21 protein-coding genes are annotated in these 21600 nt (G+C 59.4%); 8 read left to right on the top strand and 13 right to left on the bottom strand.

Translation table 11 applies throughout. The features are described from left to right. Positions 1–2 precede the first annotated feature (2 nt). The 5 genes from ribD to pgpA all read left to right on the top strand — a co-directional run bounded on the left by ribD (position 3) and on the right by pgpA (position 3617). The gene (gene ribD, locus BS626_RS00485; protein ID WP_075180451.1) at positions 3–1109 is read left to right on the top strand and encodes a bifunctional diaminohydroxyphosphoribosylaminopyrimidine deaminase/5-amino-6-(5-phosphoribosylamino)uracil reductase RibD; all 1107 of its coding nucleotides are present in this window, start codon (positions 3–5) and stop codon (positions 1107–1109) included. Between the two features lie 74 nt (positions 1110–1183). Next, positions 1184–1654 carry a 6,7-dimethyl-8-ribityllumazine synthase gene (gene ribE / locus BS626_RS00490; protein ID WP_075180452.1) on the top strand — a complete coding sequence of 157 codons (471 nt, stop codon included), beginning with the start codon at positions 1184–1186 and terminating at the stop codon, positions 1652–1654. 16 nt (positions 1655–1670) lie between these two features. After that, positions 1671–2090 carry a transcription antitermination factor NusB gene (gene nusB / locus BS626_RS00495; RefSeq protein ID WP_075180453.1) on the top strand — a complete coding sequence of 140 codons (420 nt, stop codon included), beginning with the start codon at positions 1671–1673 and terminating at the stop codon, positions 2088–2090. A gap of 53 nt (positions 2091–2143) precedes the next feature. After that, on the top strand, positions 2144–3115 hold the full coding sequence (thiL, locus tag BS626_RS00500) for a thiamine-phosphate kinase (RefSeq protein ID WP_075180454.1): 972 nt from the start codon (positions 2144–2146) through the stop codon (positions 3113–3115). Then, complete coding sequence (gene pgpA, locus BS626_RS00505; RefSeq protein ID WP_371328471.1) at positions 3108–3617, top strand: phosphatidylglycerophosphatase A; 510 nt, start codon at positions 3108–3110, stop codon at positions 3615–3617. Before thiL ends, pgpA begins: the two co-directional genes overlap by 8 nt. Before the next feature lie 14 nt (positions 3618–3631). Here the strand turns inward: pgpA and BS626_RS00510 are convergent, their stop codons facing one another. The 4 genes from BS626_RS00510 to xseB form a co-directional block, all read right to left on the bottom strand. Next, positions 3632–4606 (bottom strand): aldo/keto reductase, encoded by a 975-nt coding sequence (locus BS626_RS00510; protein ID WP_075180455.1) that lies wholly within the window; start codon positions 4604–4606, stop codon positions 3632–3634. A 72-nt stretch (positions 4607–4678) separates the two neighbouring features. Further along, positions 4679–6544 (bottom strand): 1-deoxy-D-xylulose-5-phosphate synthase, encoded by a 1866-nt coding sequence (gene dxs, locus BS626_RS00515; protein ID WP_075180456.1) that lies wholly within the window; start codon positions 6542–6544, stop codon positions 4679–4681. 19 nt (positions 6545–6563) lie between these two features. After that, a complete protein-coding gene (ispA, locus tag BS626_RS00520) occupies positions 6564–7463 on the bottom strand; it encodes a (2E,6E)-farnesyl diphosphate synthase (RefSeq protein WP_075180457.1) in 900 nt (299 codons plus the stop codon). Further along, on the bottom strand, positions 7463–7705 hold the full coding sequence (gene xseB, locus BS626_RS00525) for an exodeoxyribonuclease VII small subunit (protein WP_075180458.1): 243 nt from the start codon (positions 7703–7705) through the stop codon (positions 7463–7465). The genes ispA and xseB overlap by 1 nt, the downstream gene beginning before the upstream one ends. A 223-nt stretch (positions 7706–7928) precedes the next feature. On the opposite strand from xseB, the gene thiI reads away from it, so the two are divergent. Further along, a complete protein-coding gene (thiI, locus tag BS626_RS00530) occupies positions 7929–9380 on the top strand; it encodes a tRNA uracil 4-sulfurtransferase ThiI (protein ID WP_075180459.1) in 1452 nt (483 codons plus the stop codon). Positions 9381–9411: 31 nt separating this feature from the next. On the opposite strand, the gene yajL is transcribed toward thiI, so the two are convergent. After that, positions 9412–10020, bottom strand: coding sequence for a protein deglycase YajL (gene yajL, locus BS626_RS00535; protein ID WP_075180460.1), 609 nt, complete (start codon positions 10018–10020; stop codon positions 9412–9414). Continuing rightward, on the bottom strand, positions 9965–10888 hold the full coding sequence (gene panE / locus BS626_RS00540; RefSeq protein WP_075180461.1) for a 2-dehydropantoate 2-reductase: 924 nt from the start codon (positions 10886–10888) through the stop codon (positions 9965–9967). Before panE ends, yajL begins: the two co-directional genes overlap by 56 nt. Positions 10889–11010: 122 nt before the next feature. Between panE and BS626_RS00545 the strand changes: the two genes are divergently transcribed. Then, the gene (locus tag BS626_RS00545) at positions 11011–11505 is read left to right on the top strand and encodes a YajQ family cyclic di-GMP-binding protein (RefSeq protein ID WP_075180462.1); all 495 of its coding nucleotides are present in this window, start codon (positions 11011–11013) and stop codon (positions 11503–11505) included. Here the strand turns inward: BS626_RS00545 and BS626_RS00550 are convergent. Further along, positions 11502–13295: a sigma-54-dependent Fis family transcriptional regulator gene (locus BS626_RS00550; RefSeq protein WP_075180463.1), complete on the bottom strand. Its 1794-nt coding sequence runs from the start codon at positions 13293–13295 to the stop codon at positions 11502–11504. The genes BS626_RS00545 and BS626_RS00550 overlap by 4 nt on opposite strands. Positions 13296–13565: 270 nt before the next feature. On the opposite strand from BS626_RS00550, the gene BS626_RS00555 reads away from it, so the two are divergent. Next, positions 13566–15086: an aldehyde dehydrogenase family protein gene (locus tag BS626_RS00555; protein ID WP_075180464.1), complete on the top strand. Its 1521-nt coding sequence runs from the start codon at positions 13566–13568 to the stop codon at positions 15084–15086. Between the two features lie 44 nt (positions 15087–15130). On the opposite strand, the gene BS626_RS00560 is transcribed toward BS626_RS00555, so the two are convergent. From BS626_RS00560 to cyoA, 6 genes are all read right to left on the bottom strand, one after another. Continuing rightward, positions 15131–16492, bottom strand: a complete 1362-nt coding sequence (locus tag BS626_RS00560) for an MFS transporter (protein ID WP_075180465.1) — start codon at positions 16490–16492, stop codon at positions 15131–15133. Between the two features lie 132 nt (positions 16493–16624). After that, positions 16625–17512, bottom strand: a complete 888-nt coding sequence (cyoE, locus tag BS626_RS00565; RefSeq protein WP_170870414.1) for a heme o synthase — start codon at positions 17510–17512, stop codon at positions 16625–16627. 14 nt (positions 17513–17526) lie between these two features. Beyond that, positions 17527–17856, bottom strand: a complete 330-nt coding sequence (locus BS626_RS00570; protein WP_075180467.1) for a cytochrome o ubiquinol oxidase subunit IV — start codon at positions 17854–17856, stop codon at positions 17527–17529. Continuing rightward, positions 17856–18470, bottom strand: a complete 615-nt coding sequence (locus BS626_RS00575) for a cytochrome o ubiquinol oxidase subunit III (protein WP_075180468.1) — start codon at positions 18468–18470, stop codon at positions 17856–17858. Before BS626_RS00575 ends, BS626_RS00570 begins: the two co-directional genes overlap by 1 nt. Beyond that, on the bottom strand, positions 18460–20451 hold the full coding sequence (gene cyoB, locus BS626_RS00580) for a cytochrome o ubiquinol oxidase subunit I (protein WP_075180469.1): 1992 nt from the start codon (positions 20449–20451) through the stop codon (positions 18460–18462). Before cyoB ends, BS626_RS00575 begins: the two co-directional genes overlap by 11 nt. Before the next feature lie 4 nt (positions 20452–20455). Next, positions 20456–21430 (bottom strand): cytochrome o ubiquinol oxidase subunit II, encoded by a 975-nt coding sequence (gene cyoA / locus BS626_RS00585; RefSeq protein WP_075180470.1) that lies wholly within the window; start codon positions 21428–21430, stop codon positions 20456–20458. Positions 21431–21600: the final 170 nt, after the last annotated feature.

Consider the following 21600-nt stretch of genomic DNA (forward strand, 5'->3'; position numbering starts at 1 on the left):
ACGTGAGTGATGCACGCTATATGGCGCGGGCGCTGGAGCTGGCGCGCCGCGGTACTTGGACCACCCATCCCAATCCCCGGGTGGGCTGCGTGATCGTGCGTGAGGGCGCCATCGTCGGCGAAGGCTGGCACGTCCGTGCCGGTGACCCCCATGCTGAAGTGTACGCGCTGCGTCAGGCCGGCGATCGGGCGCGCGGAGCGACCGCCTACGTGACGCTGGAGCCGTGCAGCCATGTTGGCCGCACGCCGCCCTGCTGCGATGCGCTGATCGCCGCCGGTATCAGTCGGGTGGTGGCGGCCATGCAGGATCCCAACCCGCAGGTCGCGGGACGCGGGCTGCGCCGCCTGAGCGAGGCCGGCGTGGCGGTGAGTCACGGTCTGATGATGGCCGAAGCCGAGGCGCTGAACCGCGGCTTTCTGAAGCGCATGCGCACTGGCTTTCCGTGGATCCAGGTTAAAATGGGCGCCTCGGCGGACGGACGCACCGCCATGGCCAGTGGTGAAAGCCAGTGGATAACGTCGCCGCAGGCGCGTCAGGATGTGCAGCGCCTGCGCGCCGCCAGTCATGCCATACTGAGTACCAGCGCAACCGTGCTGGCTGACGATCCGGCGCTGACCGTACGCTGGTCAGCGCTGGGAGAGCGGTTGCAGGCCGCGTATCCTCAGGAGGCGCTGCGCCAGCCGGTGCGGGTGATCCTGGATGCCGGTCAGCGGATAACCGCGGAACACCGCGTCGTGCAGCAGCCGGGAGAGACCTGGCTGGTGGGCGACCGCCCCGATGCCCGGATCTTCCCCGCGGGGGTTTCTCCGCTGCGGGTTCCCGCCCTGAACGGGCAGGTGGACCTGGTGTCGCTGATGATACTGCTGGGCCGGCAGCAAATTAACAGCGTCTGGGTTGAGGCGGGCGCGACCCTCGCGGGGGCGCTGCTGAATGCGGGCCTGGTCGATGAGCTGCTGATTTACATGGCCCCGACGCTGCTCGGCGACGCCGCGCGCGGCCTGTGCCATTTGCCCGGCCTGACCCGGCTGGCTGATGCGCCGCGCCTGCGTTTTACTGATGTGCGTCAGGTTGGGCCGGATGTGCGCCTGACCCTGACGCCGCACAATTAAGGGGCGCCGCCCCGAAGAGTGTGGTAGAATCCGCCCCCCCGCGGGGCCATTAACCGAACCCGAAAAGGATAATTATGAAAGTCATTGAAGCGGCTGTTGCCACGCCAACTGCGCGTATTGCCATCGTTATTGCGCGTTTCAACAACTTTATCAACGACAGCCTGCTGGATGGCGCGATTGACGCCATGAAGCGAATTGGTCAGGTCAAAGACGAGAACATTACCGTGGTGTGGGTGCCTGGCGCCTATGAGTTGCCGATGACCGCGCGTGCGCTGGCTAACAGCGGTAACTATGACGCCGTGGTGGCGCTGGGGACCGTGATCCGCGGCGGCACCGCCCACTTTGAGTACGTGGCGGGCGAAGCCAGCTCCGGTCTGGCCAGCGTGGCCATGAACAGCGAGATTCCGGTCGCCTTTGGCGTACTGACTACCGAAAACATTGAACAAGCGATTGAACGTGCGGGTACCAAAGCCGGTAACAAAGGCGCCGAAGCGGCGCTGACCGCGCTGGAAATGATCAACGTACTGAACGCTATTAAAGCCTGATTTTAAGGGGAAATTTGTGAAACCTGCTGCTCGTCGCCGCGCCCGTGAGTGTGCCGTCCAGGCGCTTTACTCCTGGCAGTTATCCAACAACGACATCGCGGATGTCGAATACCAGTTTCTGGCGGAACAGGATGTAAAGGGTGTAGATATCACCTATTTCCGTGAGTTGCTGGCCGGTGTGGCGACCAACACCGCTTACCTGGATGGCCTGATGAAACCCTGGCTGTCCCGTCAGCTGGAAGAGCTGGGCCAGGTGGAAAAAGCCATCCTGCGCCTGTCGCTGTATGAGCTGAGTAAGCGCGATGATGTGCCCTATAAGGTTGCCATCAACGAGGGCATTGAGCTGGCGAAAATTTTCGGTGCCGAAGACAGCCATAAGTTTGTCAACGGCGTGCTGGATAAAGCGGCGCCACAGATACGCCCCAGCAGAAAGTGAGTGTTGAGGCCGGAGTATCCGGCCTTTCTTTTTTTAATGACTGGAACGCAGCTATGGCATGTGGTGAATTTGAACTTATCACGCGCTACTTTGATCGTGTAACGAGTTCGCGACGCGACGTCGAGAAAGGCATCGGCGATGACTGCGCGTTACTGAACGTCCCCGATAAGCAGACCCTGGCCATCAGCACCGATACGCTGGTGGAAGGCGTCCACTTTCTGAAAGATATCCATCCGGCCGATTTAGGCTACAAAGCGCTGGCGGTTAACCTGAGCGATCTCGCGGCAATGGGGGCCGATCCGGCGTGGCTGACGCTGGCGCTGACCCTGCCGAAAGTCGACGAGAGCTGGCTTAAACCGTTTAGCGATAGCCTGTTCGAGCTGCTGGATTACTACAATATGCAGCTGATTGGCGGCGATACCACCCGCGGCCCCCTTAGCATGACGCTCGGGATCCATGGCCTGGTGCCGGTCGGCAAAGCCCTGAAGCGCAGCGGCGCGAAGCCCGGGGACTGGATTTACGTTACCGGTACGCTCGGTGACAGCGCCGCCGGCCTGGCGCTGCTTATGCACCATATTCGCCATGGCGACCCGGCGGTGCATGAGGGACTGATTAAGCGCCATTTGCGGCCGATGCCGCGCATACTGCAGGGACAGGCGCTGCGCGGCCTGGCTTCCTCCGCGATTGACGTCTCCGATGGGCTGGTGTCCGATCTCGGTCATATTCTGCAGGCCAGCGGCTGCGGCGCGCGTCTGCACCTGGATGCGCTGCCGCTCTCCGATTTGCTGCGCGATAATTTTGCACGCGAACAGGCATTGCGCTGGGCGCTGGCCGGCGGTGAAGATTATGAGCTCTGTTTCACCGTTCCGGAAATTAATCGCGGTGCGATTGATGTGGCGCTGGGACACCTTGGCGTAGCCTGGACCTGCATCGGCCAGATCCTGCCCGGTCAGGACGGCGTGATGCTGATGGACGGCGGCGAACCGGCCCACCTCTCCCTAAAAGGATTCGATCATTTTGCGTAAAGGCATCATTACCGACGTGGCGAAAAGCCGGCTGAATCTGCGTAACCCCTGGCACCTGCTGGCCACCGGCTTTGGCAGCGGCCTGAGTCCGTGGGTGCCCGGCACCATGGGCAGCCTGGCCGCCATCCCCTTCTGGTATCTGATGACCTGGCTGCCGGCCGATCTCTATTCGCTACTGGTGCTGTTTGGGATCTCGATTGGCGTCTATCTTTGCCACCGTACGGCAAAGGATATGGGCGTACACGATCACGGCAGTATCGTCTGGGATGAGTTTATCGGTATGTGGATCACCCTGATGGCGATCCCGCAGCTGACCTGGCAGTGGGTGCTTGCCGGCTTTGTCATCTTTCGCATTCTGGACATGTGGAAGCCGTGGCCGATCCGCTGGTTTGACCGTAATGTGCACGGCGGCATGGGGATCATGGTCGATGATATTATCGCCGGGATCCTCTCCGCCGCGCTGCTGTGGCTGGCAGGCCACTACGGCTGGTCTATCTCCTGAGCCATCACGCCGGCTTATTCGTAGCCGGTGGGCGGGTGGGGCAGGTAGACGCTCTCCAGTTCAATCCTCTCTTCCGGCGTCAGGCTGACGTCCACTGATTTCACGAGATCGGCCAGCTGCTCGGCGCGCGATGCACCGATGACAGGCGCGGTGACCACCGGCTTGTGCAGCAGCCAGGCCAGCGCGATCTGCGCGCGGCTAACGCCTTTGTCTGCGGCGATCGCTTCAACGCGGGCGGCAATCGCGGCATCATTGTCGGCCGTTGCTGCGTAGAGGGTATCGGCAAAGCGATCGGAGACCGAGCGGGCGGTGGTGTCTCCCCACGGGCGGGTCAGGCGGCCGCGCGCCAGCGGGCTCCAGGGCAGCACTGCAATCTGCTGCTGCTGACACAGCGGATACATCTCACGCTCCTCTTCGCGCTGGATCAGGTTGTATTGATCCTGCATGCTGATAAATCGCGTCCAGCCGTGCTGATCGGCCAGATCCAGCGCCAGCTTAAACTGGTGCGCGTGCATTGATGAGGCGCCGATGTAGCGCGCTTTACCGGCTTTCACCACCTCATCCAGTGCCGCCAGCGTCTCCTCAATCGGCGTGTGGTAGTCCCAGCGGTGGATCTGTAGCAGATCGACGTATTCCATGCCGAGGCGCTGCAGGCTGTCGTCGATAGATTGCAGGATCTGCGCCCGCGACAGTCCCTGGTCCAGTCCGCGGGTTTTAAAATAGACTTTGGTCGCGACCACCACTTCATCGCGGCGGGCAAAATCGCGCAGCGCGCGACCGACGATCTCTTCACTGCTGCCGTCGGAGTAGCTGTTGGCGGTGTCGAAAAAGTTAATGCCCGCTTCGAGCGCTTGCTGAATCAGCGGGCGGCTGCTCTCTTCGGGCAGAGTCCAGGCGTGGTTGCCGGCGGCGGGATCGCCAAATGTCATACAGCCAAGACAGAGACGGGAAACCTGGAGATCGGTAGTGCCTAAGCGTATGGTTTTCATGCGGGTGCCTGCTATGCGTTATGGGTCAGATAAGCATAGCAGGGTGGGTTTATCGTGGCATATAAGCCGGTGCTACTGCGCCAGCCAGCGGGCAATCTGCTGCTGAATGCCCGCGGCGTCCAGCAGCAGATCGCGGCGAATTTCCTCTTGCGTGCCCTGCGGAATAAAACTGTCCGGCAGGCCCAAATTGAGCACCGGAACCGCTTTGCGCTTCGCCATCAGCAGTTCATTCACACCGCTGCCGGCACCGCCGAGGATCGTTCCCTCTTCCAGCGTCACCAGGTTTTCATGAGCGGCGGCGAGGGAGAGGATCAGCGCCTCATCCAGGGGCTTAACGAAGCGCATGTCCACCAGGGTGGCGTTCAGCGCCTCCGCGGCGGCGGCGGCTTCGGGCAGCAGCGTGCCGAAATTGAGGATCGCCAGTTTTTCCCCTTCGCGTTTTACGACGCCTTTGCCCAGCGGCAGCGGGGAGAGAGGCGTCAGCGCCGCGCCGGTGCCGGTGCCGCGCGGATAGCGCACGGCGCTGGGGCCCCCGGTGTGCAGATAGCCGGTGGTCAGCATCTGGCGGCATTCATTTTCATCGCTGGGGGTCATGATCACCATGGTGGGGATGCAGCGCAGGTAGGCGATATCGAACGCGCCCTGATGGGTTTGCCCGTCGGCCCCGACGATACCGCCGCGATCGATAGCAAACAGCACCGGCAGCCGTTGAATGGCCACGTCGTGAATCAGCTGGTCATAGCCGCGCTGCAGGAAGGTGGAGTAGATAGCTACCACCGGTTTGTAACCGCCAATCGCCAGCCCGGCGGCGAAAGTGATCGCGTGCTGTTCGGCAATCGCCACGTCAAAGTACTGCTGCGGATAGTCACGCGAAAACGCCACCATGCCGGATCCTTCGCGCATCGCCGGAGTGATAGCCATCAGCGTCGGATCGCTGCTGGCGACGTCGCTGAGCCACTGGCCAAAAATTTTCGAGTAGGTAGGCAGCGACTCGCTGCTTTTCGGCAGCAGGCCGCTGGCGGGATCGAATTTCGGTACCGCATGCCAGCTGATGGGATCTTCTTCCGCCGGCGCGTAGCCTTTGCCTTTGCGGGTCATGATGTGCAGAAACTGCGGTCCCTTCAGGCTGCGCATATTGTTCAGCGTCTGCACCAGCGCCAACACATCGTGGCCGTCGACCGGTCCGATGTAGTTAAAACCCAGCTCTTCGAACAGCGTGCCGGGAACCACCATGCCTTTCAGATGTTCTTCCGTGCGCTTCAGCAGCTCTTTGATCGGCGGCATACCGGAGAAGACTTTTTTACCGCCTTCGCGCAGGCGGGTATAGAGCTTGCCGGAGAGCAGCTGCGCCAGATGATTATTCAGCGCGCCAACGTTTTCAGATATGGACATCTCGTTGTCGTTCAGCACCACCAGCAGATCGGATTTAATGCCGCCGGCGTGGTTCATGGCTTCAAAGGCCATCCCGGCAGTGATCGCGCCGTCGCCAATCACGCAGGCGGTACGCCGACCTTTGCCCTCCCGCTCGGCGGCCACGGCCAGGCCAACGCCGGCGCTGATCGACGTAGAGGAGTGCCCGACGCTGAGCACGTCATAGTCGCTCTCATCACGCCACGGAAACGGGTGCAGACCGCCTTTTTGCCGGATGGTGCCGATGCGATCGCGCCGCCCGGTCAGGATCTTGTGCGGATAGGCCTGGTGGCCGACGTCCCACACCAGGTGGTCAAAAGGCGTGTTGTAGACATAGTGCAGCGCAACCGTTAGCTCCACCACCCCCAGTCCGGACGCAAAGTGCCCGCTGGAGCGGCTTACGCTGTCGAGCAGGTACTGGCGCAGCTCATCGCACAGCTTGGGCAGCTGATCTTTCGGTAGCAGGCGCAGCGCCTGTACGCTGTCAGCCAGCGCCAGGGTGGGGTATTTAGCAGTATCAAAACTCATCAGCGACTCGTTGTGGTCATTATTTGTCACGTTCAATAATAAAGCTCGCCAGGGCGCGCAGTGAACGGGTATTGAAAGATTGTGCCGCCAGCGCATCCAGCGCATCCAGCGATTGCCGGTACAGTTCCCCTGCTTTTGCGCGCGCGTTCTCCAGCCCCAGCAGAGCCGGATAGGTACTTTTGCCCAGCTGCTGATCGGCACCCTGCTGTTTACCCAGCACGGCGGTGTCCCCCACCACATCCAGAATGTCATCCTGTACCTGGAAAGCCAGACCAATAGCTTCCGCATAGCGGTCCAGCGCCGGCAGCGCCGCGACGCCGCGTTCACCGGCGGCCAGCGCACCCAGCCGTACCGCGCAGCGAATCAGCGCGCCAGTTTTATGCCGGTGGATGGCCTCCAGTTGATTGAGCGAGACCTGCTGACCTTCCGCAGCCAGGTCCAGCGCCTGTCCGCCACACATGCCGCCACTGCCGCTGGCGCGCGCCAGCTCGGCAATCATCCGCAGACGGTGTGCGTCGCTGACCCCCGCCATGGGGGCTTCACTCAGGATGGAGAAGGCCAGCGTTTGCAGGGCATCTCCGGCTAAAATCGCGGTATCTTCGCCAAAACGTATATGGCAGGTGGGCTGCCCCCGCCGCAGGCTGTCGTTATCCATCGCCGGAAGATCGTCGTGAATTAACGAGTAGGCGTGAATACACTCTACTGCCGCCGCCGGCGCATCCAGACTGCCGGCATCGGCCTGCAGCATGTCGCCAGTAGCATACACGAGGAACGGCCGCAGGCGCTTGCCGCCTAACAGTGCGCCATATTCCATGGCCTGCGCCAGCGGACTGCTCTGAAATGGCTGCGCCTGCAGGTAAGCGGTCAGCGCCTGATTCACGCGCTGGTGACAGGCGTTCAGGAGGTGCATAAACTCCATCACTCTTTTTCCGCCGCGAAAGGCGTCAGATCGGCGTCCCGATCGTCGCTCAGCAGAATCTGGACGCGCTGTTCCGCTTTTTGCAGCGTCTGCTGACCCTCTCGCGCCAGTTTAACGCCGCGCTCAAACTCGGTCAGGGCCGCTTCCAGCGGCAGCTCGCCGCTCTCCAGTCGGGTCACAATTTGCTCAAGTTCGGCAAGCGACGTTTCAAAACTGGCGGGTTGTTCAGCTTTTTTTGGCATAAATGGTTTCTGCTCTGACGTGTTTTTTTTACTCTCAGGCGGTCATGTTAGCTGACCAGAATTGTTTAGCAAAATAATCATTGGCTGGCTGCGGCTACAGCGGCGCGCAAGGAAGAGTGATATACTCGCGCTCCCGGAGGCAAATCTGAACGATTTTGCCTGATTATGATTTTCACCTGCTGCCCATCGCGTGGCAGCGCGGTGACCAACGAACCGTGCAGCCATGAAGTTTATCATTAAATTGTTCCCTGAAATTACCATCAAAAGCCAGTCCGTGCGCCTGCGTTTTATTAAAATTTTGACCGGGAACATCCGTAACGTCCTAAAATCCACCGGCGATGAGACGCTGGCGGTCGTCCGCCACTGGGACCACATTGTGGTGCGCTCTAAGCAAGACGGTCTGCGGGAAGTTTACATCGATGCCCTGAGCCGCGTGCCGGGGATCCATCACGTGCTGGAGGTGGAGGATCGCCTCTACACGGATATGCACGATATCTATGAGCAGACCCTGATCCACTACCGCGCCCAGCTGGAAGGAAAAACCTTCTGCGTACGCGTGAAGCGCCGCGGCAGCCACAGCTTCAGCTCCCAGGACGTGGAGCGCTACGTCGGCGGCGGCCTGAATCAACACGTCGCCGGAGCCAGCGTGAAGCTGAAACACCCGCAGGTGACGGTAAATCTGGAAATCGAAGACGATCGCTTGACGCTGGTTACCGCCCGCCACGCCGGCATCGGCGGCTTCCCCATCGGTACCCAGGAAGATGTACTGTCGCTGATTTCCGGCGGCTTTGACTCCGGCGTCTCCAGCTACATGCTGATGCGCCGCGGTTGCCGCGTGCACTACTGCTTCTTTAACCTCGGCGGCGCGGCCCACGAAATCGGCGTTCGCCAGGTGGCTCACTATCTGTGGAAGCGCTTTGGCAGCTCGCACCGCGTGCGCTTTATCGCCATCAATTTTGAGCCGGTGGTCGGGGCGATCCTCGAGAATATTGATGATGGTCAGATGGGCGTTGTGCTGAAGCGCATGATGGTGCGTGCCGCTTCGCAGATCGCTGAGCGCTACGGCGTGCAGGCGCTGGTGACCGGCGAAGCGATAGGCCAGGTCTCCAGCCAGACCCTGACTAACCTGCGGCTGATCGACAACGCCGCCGATACCCTGATTTTGCGCCCGCTGATTTCGCACGATAAAGAGCAGATTATTGATCTGGCGCGCGCGATTGGCACAGAGGACTTTGCCCGTACCATGCCGGAATATTGCGGCGTGATTTCGAAAAGCCCTACCGTCAAGGCGGTGAAGGCGAAAATCGAAGAGGAAGAGGCAAAGTTTGATTTTAGCCTGCTGGACCGGGTGGTGAATGAAGCCACCAACGTCGACATTCGTGAGATTGCTGAGCAGACCGAAGAAGAGGTGGTGGAAGTCGATACCGTCGCGGTGATTGGCCACCAGGAGGCGATCCTCGATATTCGCGCCAGCGATGAGCAGGAAGCGCGGCCGCTGCGCACCGATGGGGTGGAAGTGGTGTCGATGCCGTTTTACAAGCTCGGTAGCCAGTTTGGGCAGCTTGACCAGGCCAAAACCTGGCTACTGTACTGCGAACGTGGGGTGATGAGCCGCCTGCAGGCGCTCTATCTGCATGAGCAGGGCTTCAGCAACGTGAAGGTCTGGCGGCCCTGAAGCATTGGCGGGGCGTGTGCCCCGCCAATGCTTACGCGCTTTCGCCGTCGTAGTAGTTATAAATCCCGGCGGCCAGCACCAGCTGCTCCGCCACTTCCCGGGCTTTTTCCCGTCCCGCCAGCAAATCAATCAGCTTCAGGCCGAAATCCATTGCCGTGCCCGGCCCCTGGCTGGTCAGCAGATTGACCCGCGGATCCCAGGTGACCCGACGATCGCTCCACTGCCCGGCGGGAATGGTCGCTTTTAATCCCGGCCAGCCGCTCATATTGCCGACCGGAAACAGATCGTGCGGGACCAGCACCGTGCCCGGAGCGGCGCAGATTGCCGCCACAATGCGACCGGCGTGCGAAAACTGGCGCACCGTCTCGACCAGCAGCGGGCTGTCGCGAAAGCATTCGGCACCCTGCAGGCCGCCCGGTAATACCAGCGCATCATAGTCGCCGTCTGCCAGCGTCACCAGCGGCCCGTCGGCCATCAGCCGAACTCCGCGCGAACAGCGAATTTCGCGGCTGCCGTCGTCCGCCACGCTGGCAAAGGTGACGCGGATCCCGGCGCGGACCAGCAGATCGGCGACGGTGACCGCCTCAATTTCCTCGGTGCCAGGTGCCAGACAGATCAGTACCGCTGCGTTGCTGTTCATGGTATTGCTCCTTACGTTTAATCCGTTCATACAGCCGGCTGTTTTCCGGCGTGGCGATGCCCATCCGCCGCGCGGCGCGCAGCAGATAGCCTGTGATATAGTCAATTTCAGTACGCCGTCTGGCGCGGATGTCCTGCAGCATTGAAGAGGTGTTTTCCGCTGTGGCGGCGATCACGGCCCAGACCGTGGCGCGCAGATCGTCGACCGGCAGGCCCTCACGCGCCATCACCTCGGCCACTTCGTCGCAGAGAGCGTTAACCCGCTCCGGATAGTTGGCCAGCGCGCCGTTGGTACAGTCGTATTCCACCGTTAGCGGATTGATGGCGCAGTTGACCGCCAGCTTTTGCCATGCCGAATGCGTAATGTCATTATGCCACGCGACGTCCGGCAGCGCCTGCTGCAGCGCCGCCGCCAGCGCGCTGTGGTCGCCGCAGCGGGCGTTAGCGGGACCAATGTGGGTCATGCCCGCCGCCACGTGCTCCACCTGCTGGCCGCTGCGCCGCGCCGCATGGGTGGTAAAGCCCTGCAGCAGCGGCTGGCGTATTTCGCCCAGCTCCTCCCGGGTACCCAGGCCGTTATGCAACAGCAGTACCGGGCAGTCGGGCGGCAGATGCGGCAGCAGGTGTACCGTCGCGCTGGCTACCTGCCAGGCTTTTAGCGTCACCAGCAGCAGATCGCAGTGCGCCAGCCGCTGCGGATCATTGGCCGGCAGGGTGTAATGCAGAGGCTGTCCACTGAGGGTGCGCACGGCCACGCGGCAGTGCGCATGCGGAACCCGCAGCCAGCCCTGCACCTGATGCTGCCGATCGTGCAGTGCGGCCAGCCATATCTGGCCGAGCGCACCGCAGCCCAGTACGGTAATATTCATGGTTGTCTCCTGCGCCAGCGAATGCTGGCCTGTCTCCTCACGCCCCGCGGGCACGGCGTGAGGTTGCTTGTCTGTCGCAAGCAGGTATTATGCCTGTCACTTTTTTATCTGGAGAAGAGATCATGCCATCTTTCGATATTGTTTCCGAAATTGACATGCAGGAAGTGCGCAACGCGGTTGAAAATGCCAACCGTGAGCTGAGCACCCGCTTTGATTTCCGTAACGTGACCGCCAGTTTTGAACTGAGTGAGAAAAATCAGTCGATCACCGTCACCAGCGAGTCCGATTTTCAGGTGAAGCAGCTGGTGGATATCCTGCGCGAGAAGCTGCTGAAGCGCGGTATTGAAGGCGCCGCGCTGGAAGTTGACGATGAGCGCATCGAACACAGCGGTAAGACCTGGAGCGTCGAGGCCAAAATGAAGCAGGGTATTGAAACCGACGTCGCGAAGAAGATCGTCAAGCTGATCAAAGACAGCAAGCTGAAAGTGCAGTCGCAAATTCAGGGAGAAGCGGTGCGCGTCACCGGTAAATCGCGTGACGATCTGCAAGGCGCCATGGCGCTGGTGCGCGGCGGCAATCTGGGGCAGCCGTTCCAGTTCAAAAACTTCCGCGATTAACGCCCGCTGGGCGCCTGCCGCCTGCGGGCGGCGCGCCGATACAGGGTGCTGCGCGCCACGCCCAGCGCGGCGGCGGCACGGGTGACGTTGCCAGCAAAGCGCTGCAGGGTGGCGGCAATCAGCGCGTCATCGTGCTGCTGCAGCGCCACGGGCGGGGCCTCCGCGGTGGCGGGCTGATAATCCGGCGGCAGATGGTGAGGCTCCAGTCGCTCGCCGTCGTCGGCCAGCGCCAGCATCACCGTCAGCAGGCTGCGCAGCTGGCGTACGTTCCCCGGCCAGCGCTGGCGGCAGAGTACGTCGATCAGCGCCGGGCTCAAGCATACACCACGCGGCGGACCGCCCAGTTCGCGCCACAGTTGAGAAATAAACGCCGCCAGATGCGGCCAGTCGCGCAGAGGCGGAATGCTGACGCGATACTCCTGCAAACGCCACAGTAAATCTTCACGAAAGCGCCCGTCGGCGACGCACTGACTCAGGTCACGGTGGCTGGCGCAGATCACGCTGAAATTGACCCGGTAGCGGCGCGTATCGCCCAGCGGGCTGACCTCTTTCTCCTGCAGTACCCGCAGCAGGCGCGTCTGCAGCGCCAGCGGCATATCGCCGATCTCATCGAGGAACAGGATCCCGCCGTCGGCTTCGCGGATTTTTCCGATGTACCCCTGGCGGCGGGCGCCGGTAAAGGCCCCCGACTGATAACCAAACAACTCCGACTCAATCAGGGCCTCCGGCAGCGCGGCGCAGTTGATCGCAACAAAACCGCCTTCGCGCCAGCGGCTCTGCTGCCACAGCGCGCGACTGAGGTACTCTTTACCGCAGCCGGTTTCTCCGTGCATGCAGAGTGACACGCCGGCGTTCAACAACCGCAGCACGCGTCGATCCTCGCCGGGCAGGTGCGGCAGACTCGGGGAGGCGTCGGAGCAGGGCGCTGCGGCAGCGCTGAGGCGGCGCCGCGGTGCCCGCAGCTGAAACCAGAATGCCGGCTGACAGCGGCTTCGCAGCGGCTGAGGGAAGCGGCTCGCGCGCTGGCTATCCTGCGGAAACAGCTGGTTGAAGGTCTGCTGACCCAGCTGCGCTGGCGCGATCGCTAACCACTGCAGCGCCACCCGGTTAGCTGCCACCAGCCGCGCGTCGTCAAACAGCAGCAGCGCCTCTTCTGGCGTGTCCAACCCCTCCTGGCGGGGGTGGAGGCTCATCATCCACTGATCGGGCCGCAGGCTGGCCTTGGTCCACAGGTGCTCGATATGGCGTGCCGCCTGCTGGACCTGGGCCAGCGTTTGTGGATGAGGAAAGCGCACCGGCCCGGAGATATCCAGCACCCCGGCCAGGCTACCGTCGGGCGCCTGCAGCGGGCTGGCGGCACAATATAATCCGTGATTTCGCAGCAGAAAGTGTTGATCGCCGCGCACCTCGCAGCTCGCTGCCAGCGCCAGCGCGGTGCCAATCGCATTGGTTCCGCGTCCGCATTCGCTCCACAGGTTGCCCGGCGCCAGCGCGATGCGCTGTGCCTTTTCCAGCAGGCGATCGCTGCCGCAGGTATGTAACACCAGGCCGGCGCTATCGGAAAGGATGACCACCGCCTCGCGATCGGCGACCTGACTGGCCAGCGCGTGCATCACCGGCGTTGACAGCTGCTGGCGCTGCTGATGCTGTGCCAGCACGTCGGCCAGCTGCCCCGGCGGTAGCTGCGGAAACACCTCATCCTGTGGCGCCAGGCCGTAGCGCTGACTGCGTGACCAGGAGTCGGCCAGCGCGTCGGCCGCGCGCGGCGGGCGGAGCCGTTTTACGGACATCGTTCACCTCAGGTGTTGCGTGTGTTGCAAAATTGTATCGCTTTGGCTGTTCTGTTGTTGCGATTTGCAACACAGTTACGTTATCTCAGATACCGTCCGCGACAGCATCCCGAAGTGTCGAGCAGTGATCTTATATATATCAATAAGTTGATTAGTCAGGATGGCGTTGGCATGCAAGCTGCTTGGATGAGGCTGGTAAGGGGCGGCGGCGGTGCCTGCTGTCGCCGCCCGGCAATGATCATTGATATGAAGAAAATGAAGGAGTTACCCATGCGCTACGCACATCCTGGTTCACCCGATGCCGTGGTTTCGTTTGCTGAGAGCTACGGCAACTTTATTGATGGTCGCTTTGTCGCACCGCTAGCGGGGCGCTATTTTGACAATACGTCGCCGGTGACCGGCGCGTTGATCGCTCGCTTTCCACGTTCCGATGCTCAGGATATTGAACGGGCGCTGGATGCCGCACACCGCGCGGCGGACGCCTGGGGAAAAACATCGGTGCAGCAGCGGTCGGCGGTGCTGCTGGCGATAGCCGATCGCATTCAGCAGCATCTGGAAATGCTGGCGGTAGCGGAGAGCTGGGATAACGGAAAACCGGTACGGGAGACGCTTAATGCCGATCTTCCGCTGGCGGTGGATCACTTCCGCTATTTTGCCGGCTGCCTGCGCGCGCAGGAAGGTACGCTGGCGGAGATCGACGAACACACCGTGGCCTACCATTTTTATGAGCCGCTGGGGGTTGTGGGGCAGATTATTCCGTGGAACTTCCCGCTGCTGATGGCGGCGTGGAAGCTGGCTCCCGCGCTGGCCGCCGGTAACTGCGTGGTGCTGAAACCGGCGGAGCAAACGCCGCTGACGATTACCCTGCTGATGGAGCTGATAGGTGATTTGCTGCCGGACGGCGTGGTGAATGTGGTGCAGGGCTACGGCCGTGAAGCCGGTGAAGCGTTGGCCACCAGCAAGCGCATTGCCAAAATCGCCTTTACGGGGTCCACTGCCGTGGGGCGGCATATTATGACCTGCGCCGCTGAGAACATTATTCCCTGCACCGTAGAGCTGGGCGGTAAGTCACCCAACATCTACTTTGCCGACATCATGCAGGGTGAGCCGGAGTTTATCGAGAAGGCCGTTGAGGGCGTTGTGCTGGGCTTTTTCAATCAGGGGGAGGTCTGTACCTGTCCCTCCCGTGCGCTGATTCAGGCGTCCATCTACCCGGAGTTTATTACCCGGGTGCTGGATAAAATCGCTACCATTCGCCGCGGCGATCCGCTGGACACCGACACCATGATTGGCGCCCAGGCTTCGCAACAGCAGTTTGATAAGATCATGTCTTACATAGAGATTGCCCGTCAGGAAGGGGGAAATATCCTCACCGGCGGGGAGGCCGTACGCGTCAGTGACGGTCTGGAAAATGGTTTCTATATTCAGCCGACGCTGATCAAGGGCAATAACACCATGCGCTGTTTTCAGGAGGAGATTTTTGGGCCGGTCATTGGTATCACCACGTTTCAGGATGAAGCAGAGGCGCTGGCGTTGGCTAATCAGACCGAGTATGGCCTGGGCGCCGGGGTATGGACGCGTGATATGAACCTGGCGTACCGCATGGGACGGGCCATTAAGGCCGGACGCGTCTGGACTAACTGCTATCACGTTTACCCGGCGCATGCGGCATTTGGTGGCTATAAAAAATCCGGCGTGGGGCGGGAGACGCACAAAATGGCGCTGGCAAACTATCAGCACACCAAAAATTTGCTGGTCAGCTACAGTACCTCACCGCTGGGCCTGTTTTGAACCGCGGCGCGGCGGGATAAACCGCCGCGCGATTGCTCTGCGACTCAGGCGCTGGCGACCAGCGCCTCCAGCTCGGGGCGGCTGATGACTTTGCTATCGATTTTTACGTAGGCGCTGCGCTCTTCAGTGACAATCATCACCGCGCTGACGCCGGGCTGCGCGGCCAGTCGCTGACGCAGTTTCTCCGCATCAAACTCGCCTTTCAGGACAATCCGCAGGCTGGTAACGTACGGCGGCTCCTGCATGGTGCTGCTCAGCAATAGCCACAGCATCGCCACGATGCTGCCAAGCAGGAAGACGCTTTGCGCATCGAAGTGCTGCAGCACCCAGCCCCCGAGGCTGCCGCCAAGCGCGACGCCGATAAACTGGCTGGTGGAGTAAACTCCCATTGCCGTTCCTTTATAGCCGGCGGGGGACTCTTTACTGACCAGCGATGGCAGGATCGCCTCCATCAGATTAAATCCGAGGAAAAACAGCTGCACGCCAATCGCCAGCGTCCAGAAGCTGTTACCCGCGCCCCACAGCACTATCTCTGCGATCAGCAGCAGCGCCACGCAGCCGATAAATACCGGCTTCATTTTGCGCTTCACTTCGGCAAGGATAATAAACGGCAGTACCGCAACAAACGAAATCAGCATGGTAGTCAGCCACACTTTCCACTGCTGCTCCGCCGCCATTCCGGCCTGCTCTAACTGACCGGGCAGTGCGACAAAGCTCGACATCAGTAAGATGTGCAGGGCCATGATGCCCGTATTCAGCCGCAGCAGGCGCGGCTCTGCCAGCACTTTGCGCAGGCTACCCTTTACCATGCCGGATTCGCGATTCAGAACGTGATGTTTCGCGTTTGGCACCACCATCAGGGTGATGACAATCGCCAGCGAGGCCAGCAGGGCGATCATCCAGAATAGTGCCTGCAGGCCAAAGCGATGGGTGACAATGGGGCCCAGCACCATGGCGATGGCGAAGGTGATGCCGAAGCTGATGCCGATAAACGCCATCGCCTTGGTGCGATTTTGCTCGCGGGTCAAATCGGAAAGCAGCGCCATCACCGCGGCGGCGATCGCCCCGGCACCCTGCAGAGCGCGCCCGAGGATCACGCCCCAAATCGAGTCGGTGGTAGCGGCAATGATGCTGCCGACAACAAACATCAGCAGCCCGCCGACAATCAGCGGTTTGCGACCAATCCGGTCGGAGAGCAGGCCAAAGGGAATTTGAAAGATGGCCTGTGCCAGACCGTAAATCCCAATCGCCAGGCCAATCAGCGATTCGGTGGCGCCCTGCAGCGCCATGCCCCAGGTGGTGAGCACCGGCAGCACCATAAACATGCCCAGCATGCGCAGTGAAAAAACGGTGCCCAAACCCCAGGTCGCTCGCAGCTCGACCGGCGTCATTTTATTGTCGTTCATGACTACCTCAATTTTTCTATTGTTAACATTTTAGAGGGCGGGGGAGGGTGGGTAAAACATTAGTTTTGTTAGAGTAGTAACAAAAAGAAAAAGGGCGCAGAGCGCCCTTCGGGAGTGGTGGAACCGGTGGAGCTACCAGACGTAGGTCAGTAAATCCTTCGAGGCCGGAGTCATAAAATCGACTGACATCATCACGCTCAGTGAGGTGATAGCCACGATGGAGAACACAAACAGCTTACGAGCCCAGACGCGGTCGTTAGAGGTCTTGTAGCCGGACAATGCCATGCCCAGCCACCAGACGCTCACCGCGGCGGCAACCACCAGATATTTATAACCGGCATAGCCACCGAGCGTCAGCATCAGCGTGGCAATCATAAACGCGATGATATACAGCGTAATATGATTTTTGGCCACCGAAATGCCTTTCACCACCGGCAGTACCGGAATGTTGGCCGCCTGATAGTCTTTGAAGCGGAAGATGGCAATCGCATAGGAGTGCGGCATCTGCCAGAGACTGAAAATAGCCAACAGAATCAGGGCGCCGGCATCAAACTGGTTGGTGACCGCACAGTAGCCAATCACCGGCGGGGCGGCACCAGACAGGCTGCCAATCAGCGTACCGTAAACGGAGTGGCGCTTCATGTACAGGCTGTAGATGCCAACGTAAACCACAAAGCCCATCACCGCCAGCCACATGGCCAGCGGGTTTGCACCGAACCACAGCAACGCAAAACCAGCAATACCCAGCAAGGTTGCATACACCAGGGTGACTTTCGGAGCGATGAGGCCTTTCACCAGCACTCGGTTCTTGGTTCTCTCCATTTTTCTGTCAATGTCGCGGTCGATATAGTTGTTAAACACACAACCGGATGCCACAACCAGTGACACACCGACCAACGCCACGAGGAACAGGGTGTAATCAATGTCGCCTTTTGAAGCGAGCAGAAAACCCCCGATTACAGAAATTAAATTTCCGAAAATAATTCCTGGTTTCGTTACTTGCAGGTATTGCTTAATCATTACGTACGACTCAGTTAATGGGGCATCATGTTGTAGTTGAGGTTCCACATGATCCAGATCGAGCCTACCACAACGATAAGGATAATAATGGCCGCAAAGACAATGGCCACCATGTTCCATCCACCCTCAGATTTGCTGTCCAGGTGCAGGAAGTAGACCAGGTGAACCAGCACCTGGACCACCGCACAAACCAGCACCACGGCCAGGATAGTGCCTTTCGACGCGCCGCCATCCATGACCATCCAGAACGGAATACCGGTCAGGATGATCGACAGGATGAAGCCTATCATATAGGACTTCACGCTGCCGTGAGAGGCGCCATGTTCGTTTACAGAATGACTCATTACATGACCCCCAGCAGATAAACAACGGTGAATACGCAGATCCATACCACATCAAGGAAGTGCCAGAACATGCTCAGGCACATGATGCGGGTACGGTTGGTGGCCGTCAGGCCACGGCTGGCAACCTGGTACATCAGAATCAGCATCCACACCAGGCCGGAGGTCACGTGCAGACCGTGCGTTCCTACCAGGGTGAAGAAGGCTGACAGGAAGCCGCTGCGATCCGGACCAAAGCCTTCGGCAATCAGGTGATGGAATTCATAGATTTCCATCCCGATAAAGCCGAGACCGAACAGGAAGGTAATAGCCAGCCAGCCGTTGACCGCACCTTTCGTTCCCTTGTTCATGGCGATGACCGCCATGCCGTAGGTAATGGAGGAGAGCAGCAGCAGTGCGGTTTCCACCAGCACAAACGGCAGTTCAAAGATATCTTTACCGCTCGGGCCACCGGCCGTCGCGTTTACCATCACTGCATAGGTCGCAAACAGGGTTGCAAAGATAATGCAGTCACTCATCAGGTAGATCCAGAAGCCAAAGACCTTATTGGCTCCCGCATCGTGATGCCCATGATCATCATGGGCGTCGTGGTGCTTAGTCAGAGTATCAGTCGACATTTTTCAGACCTGCTTGGCTAATTTCGTTGAAGTGCTGATTTTCAATCTTCTCGATCTCTTTGACCGGAACATAGTAATCAACGTCTTCGTCGAAGCTCTTAATCACCCAGCTCGCAATCATTCCGATGAATGCGACGCCCATCAGCCACCAGATATGCCAGATTGCGGCAAAACCAAACACGGTAGCAAAGGCAGCAATGACGATCGCCGCGCCGCTGTTCTTCGGCATGTGGATCTCTTCATAGCTGGCCGGCTTTTTATAGGCTTCGCCTTTCTCTTTCATTTCCCAGAACGCATCGCGCTCGTGAACGTGAGGGATTTTGGCAAAGTTATAGAACGGCGGTGGAGAAGAGGTTGACCACTCCAGCGTACGCCCGCCCCACGGGTCACCGGTCAGATCGCGATTCTGCTCGCGGTCACGCACCGACACGTAGAACTGTGTAATCTGACAAATTACACCGCAGGCAATCAGCGCGGCACCCGCGGCGGCAACCACCAGCAGCGGATGGAACTGCGGATCGATATGCTGGCTAACGCGACGGGTCATTCCCATGAAGCCCAGCGCATACAGCGGCATGAACGCGGTGAAGAAGCCAATGATCCAGAACCAGAAGGCGCGTTTACCCCAGGTTTCGTTCAGGGTAAAGCCGAAAGCTTTCGGGAACCAGTAAGTCACACCGGCAAAGCAGCCGAATACCACACCACCGATGATCACGTTGTGGAAGTGAGCAATCAGGAACAGGCTGTTGTGCAGCACGAAGTCTGCGCCCGGTACGGCCAGCAGCACCCCGGTCATTCCCCCGACGGAGAAGGTGACGAGGAAGCCCACGGTCCACAGCATAGCAGAGTGCATCTGGATGCGGCCCTGGTACATGGTGAACAGCCAGTTGAAGATTTTCACCCCGGTCGGAATGGCGATGATCATCGTCATAATGCCGAAGAAGGCGTTGACGTTTGCTCCCGCACCCATGGTGAAGAAGTGGTGCAGCCAGACGATGAAGGACAGGATGGTAATCACCACCGTTGCCCACACCAGTGAGGTATAACCAAACAGGCGTTTTTTCGAGAAGGTCGCAACGATCTCAGAGAACACGCCAAACACCGGCAGAACCAGGATATACACTTCCGGGTGGCCCCAGACCCAAATCAGGTTGACATACATCATCATGTTGCCACCCATGTCATTGGTAAAGAAGTGGAAGCCCAGGTAACGGTCCAGGGTCAGCAGCGTCAGGGTCACGGTCAGCACCGGGAACGCTGCAATAATCAGTACGTTAGTACAGAGTGACGCCCAGGTGAAAACCGGCATTTTAAACAGGCTCATGCCCGGTGCGCGCATTTTCAGGATGGTCACAAAGAAGTTGATACCGGTTAAGGTCGTACCAATACCGGAGAGCTGGAGACTCCAGATCCAGTAGTCGACCCCGACCCCGGGACTGTACTCCGCACCGGAGAGCGGCGGATAGGCCAGCCAGCCGGTCTGGGCGAATTCACCCACGCCCAGCGACAGGTTAACCAGTACCACACCGACGGCGGTAAACCAGAAGCTCAGGTTGTTCAGGAACGGGAAAGCAACGTCGCGCGCACCGATTTGCAGCGGTACGGCAATGTTCATCAGGCCCACTACGAACGGCATCGCCACGAAGAAGATCATGATAACGCCGTGGGCGGTAAAGATCTGATCGTAGTGATGGGGGGGAAGGAAGCCCGCATCACCGGCCGAGGCCAGCACCTGCTGACTACGCATCATCACGGCATCGGCAAAGCCGCGCAGCAGCATGACAAACGCCATGATGATATACATGATACCCAGTTTTTTATGGTCGATGGAGGTGAGCCATTCGGACCACAGGTACTTCCACTTACCGAAGTAAGTGATTGCCGCGCAGACTGCCAGCCCACCGAGGATAATCGCGGCAACGGTCACCACGACAATCGGCTCGTGCAGCGGCACGGCGTCCATTGATAATTTACCTAACATCGTCTTATTCCTCGGCTCCTGCATGAGCAGCGTGGTCCATGTTCATGCCTTCGTGTGAGGACATGTCCATGTCGTGACCCATGTTCATGCCTTTGTGTTCTGACTCAGACATGTTCATGCTGCTGTTGTGACTCATAAATTTGTTAATTACGGACATAAACAAATCAGGTTTCACGCTGGAGAAGTACTCCACCGGATGGAACTCGCTCGGCTTCGCGAGGGTTTCAAAGGCATTCATTGTCGTGAGCGATTCCGGAGACTGCTTCACTTTCGCAACCCACTGCTCGAAGCCCTGCTGGTCAGCCGTCGCGATGGCTTTAAACTTCATGCCAGAGAAGCCCGCACCGCTGTAGTTGGACGAAATGCCGTCAAAGGTTCCCGGCTCATTCGCAATCAGGTGCAGCCTCGTCTGCATACCGGCCATGGCGTAGATCTGGCTGCCAAGAGTCGGGATGAAGAAGGAGTTCATCACGGAGTTGGAGGTGATTTTGAAGTTCACCGGCGTGTTGGCCGGGAAAGCAATCTCGTTCACGGTAGCGATGCCCTGCTCCGGATAGATGAACAGCCACTTCCAGTCCAGCGCCACCACCTGGATTTCCACCGGCTTAACGTCAGAAGCTAACGGCTTGCTGGGCTCCAGCGAGTGCGTTGTCTTCCAGGTCAGCACACCAAGGAACAGGATGATGAGGATGGGGACAGTCCAGACCACGGCTTCCACTTTGTTCGAGTGGGACCAGTTCGGGCTGTATTTCGCTTTAGTGTTGGATTCACGATATTTCCAGGCGAAAGCGACGGCCATCACAACGGCAGGAATAACGACGATCAACATCAGCCCGAAAGCTGTCAGTATCAACGAACGTTGCTCAACTCCAATTTGTCCTTTCGGACTGAGTAATGCCGAATCGCAGCCACTTACCAATAAAGTGCCTGCAATTAATGACAAAATACCCAACGTTTTATTGTATTTCCTGAGTCTCATTTAACGACCTCAATGACAAGGGCTCTATTGTCGTTTATGTGTAGCAACATTTTACGGCAAGGTTTATGCAGTGTAAACCAGCTTCAGGCTCTGTCAGGGGGGTGTTGACACCTTTTGCCAAGAGTGTCACAAATGTTGCGGAGCGTGACAATTTTTTAATGGGCACAGTG

The sequence above is a fragment of the Pantoea sp. 1.19 genome (assembly GCF_001922585.1).
GTDB lineage: Bacteria > Pseudomonadota > Gammaproteobacteria > Enterobacterales > Enterobacteriaceae > 1-19.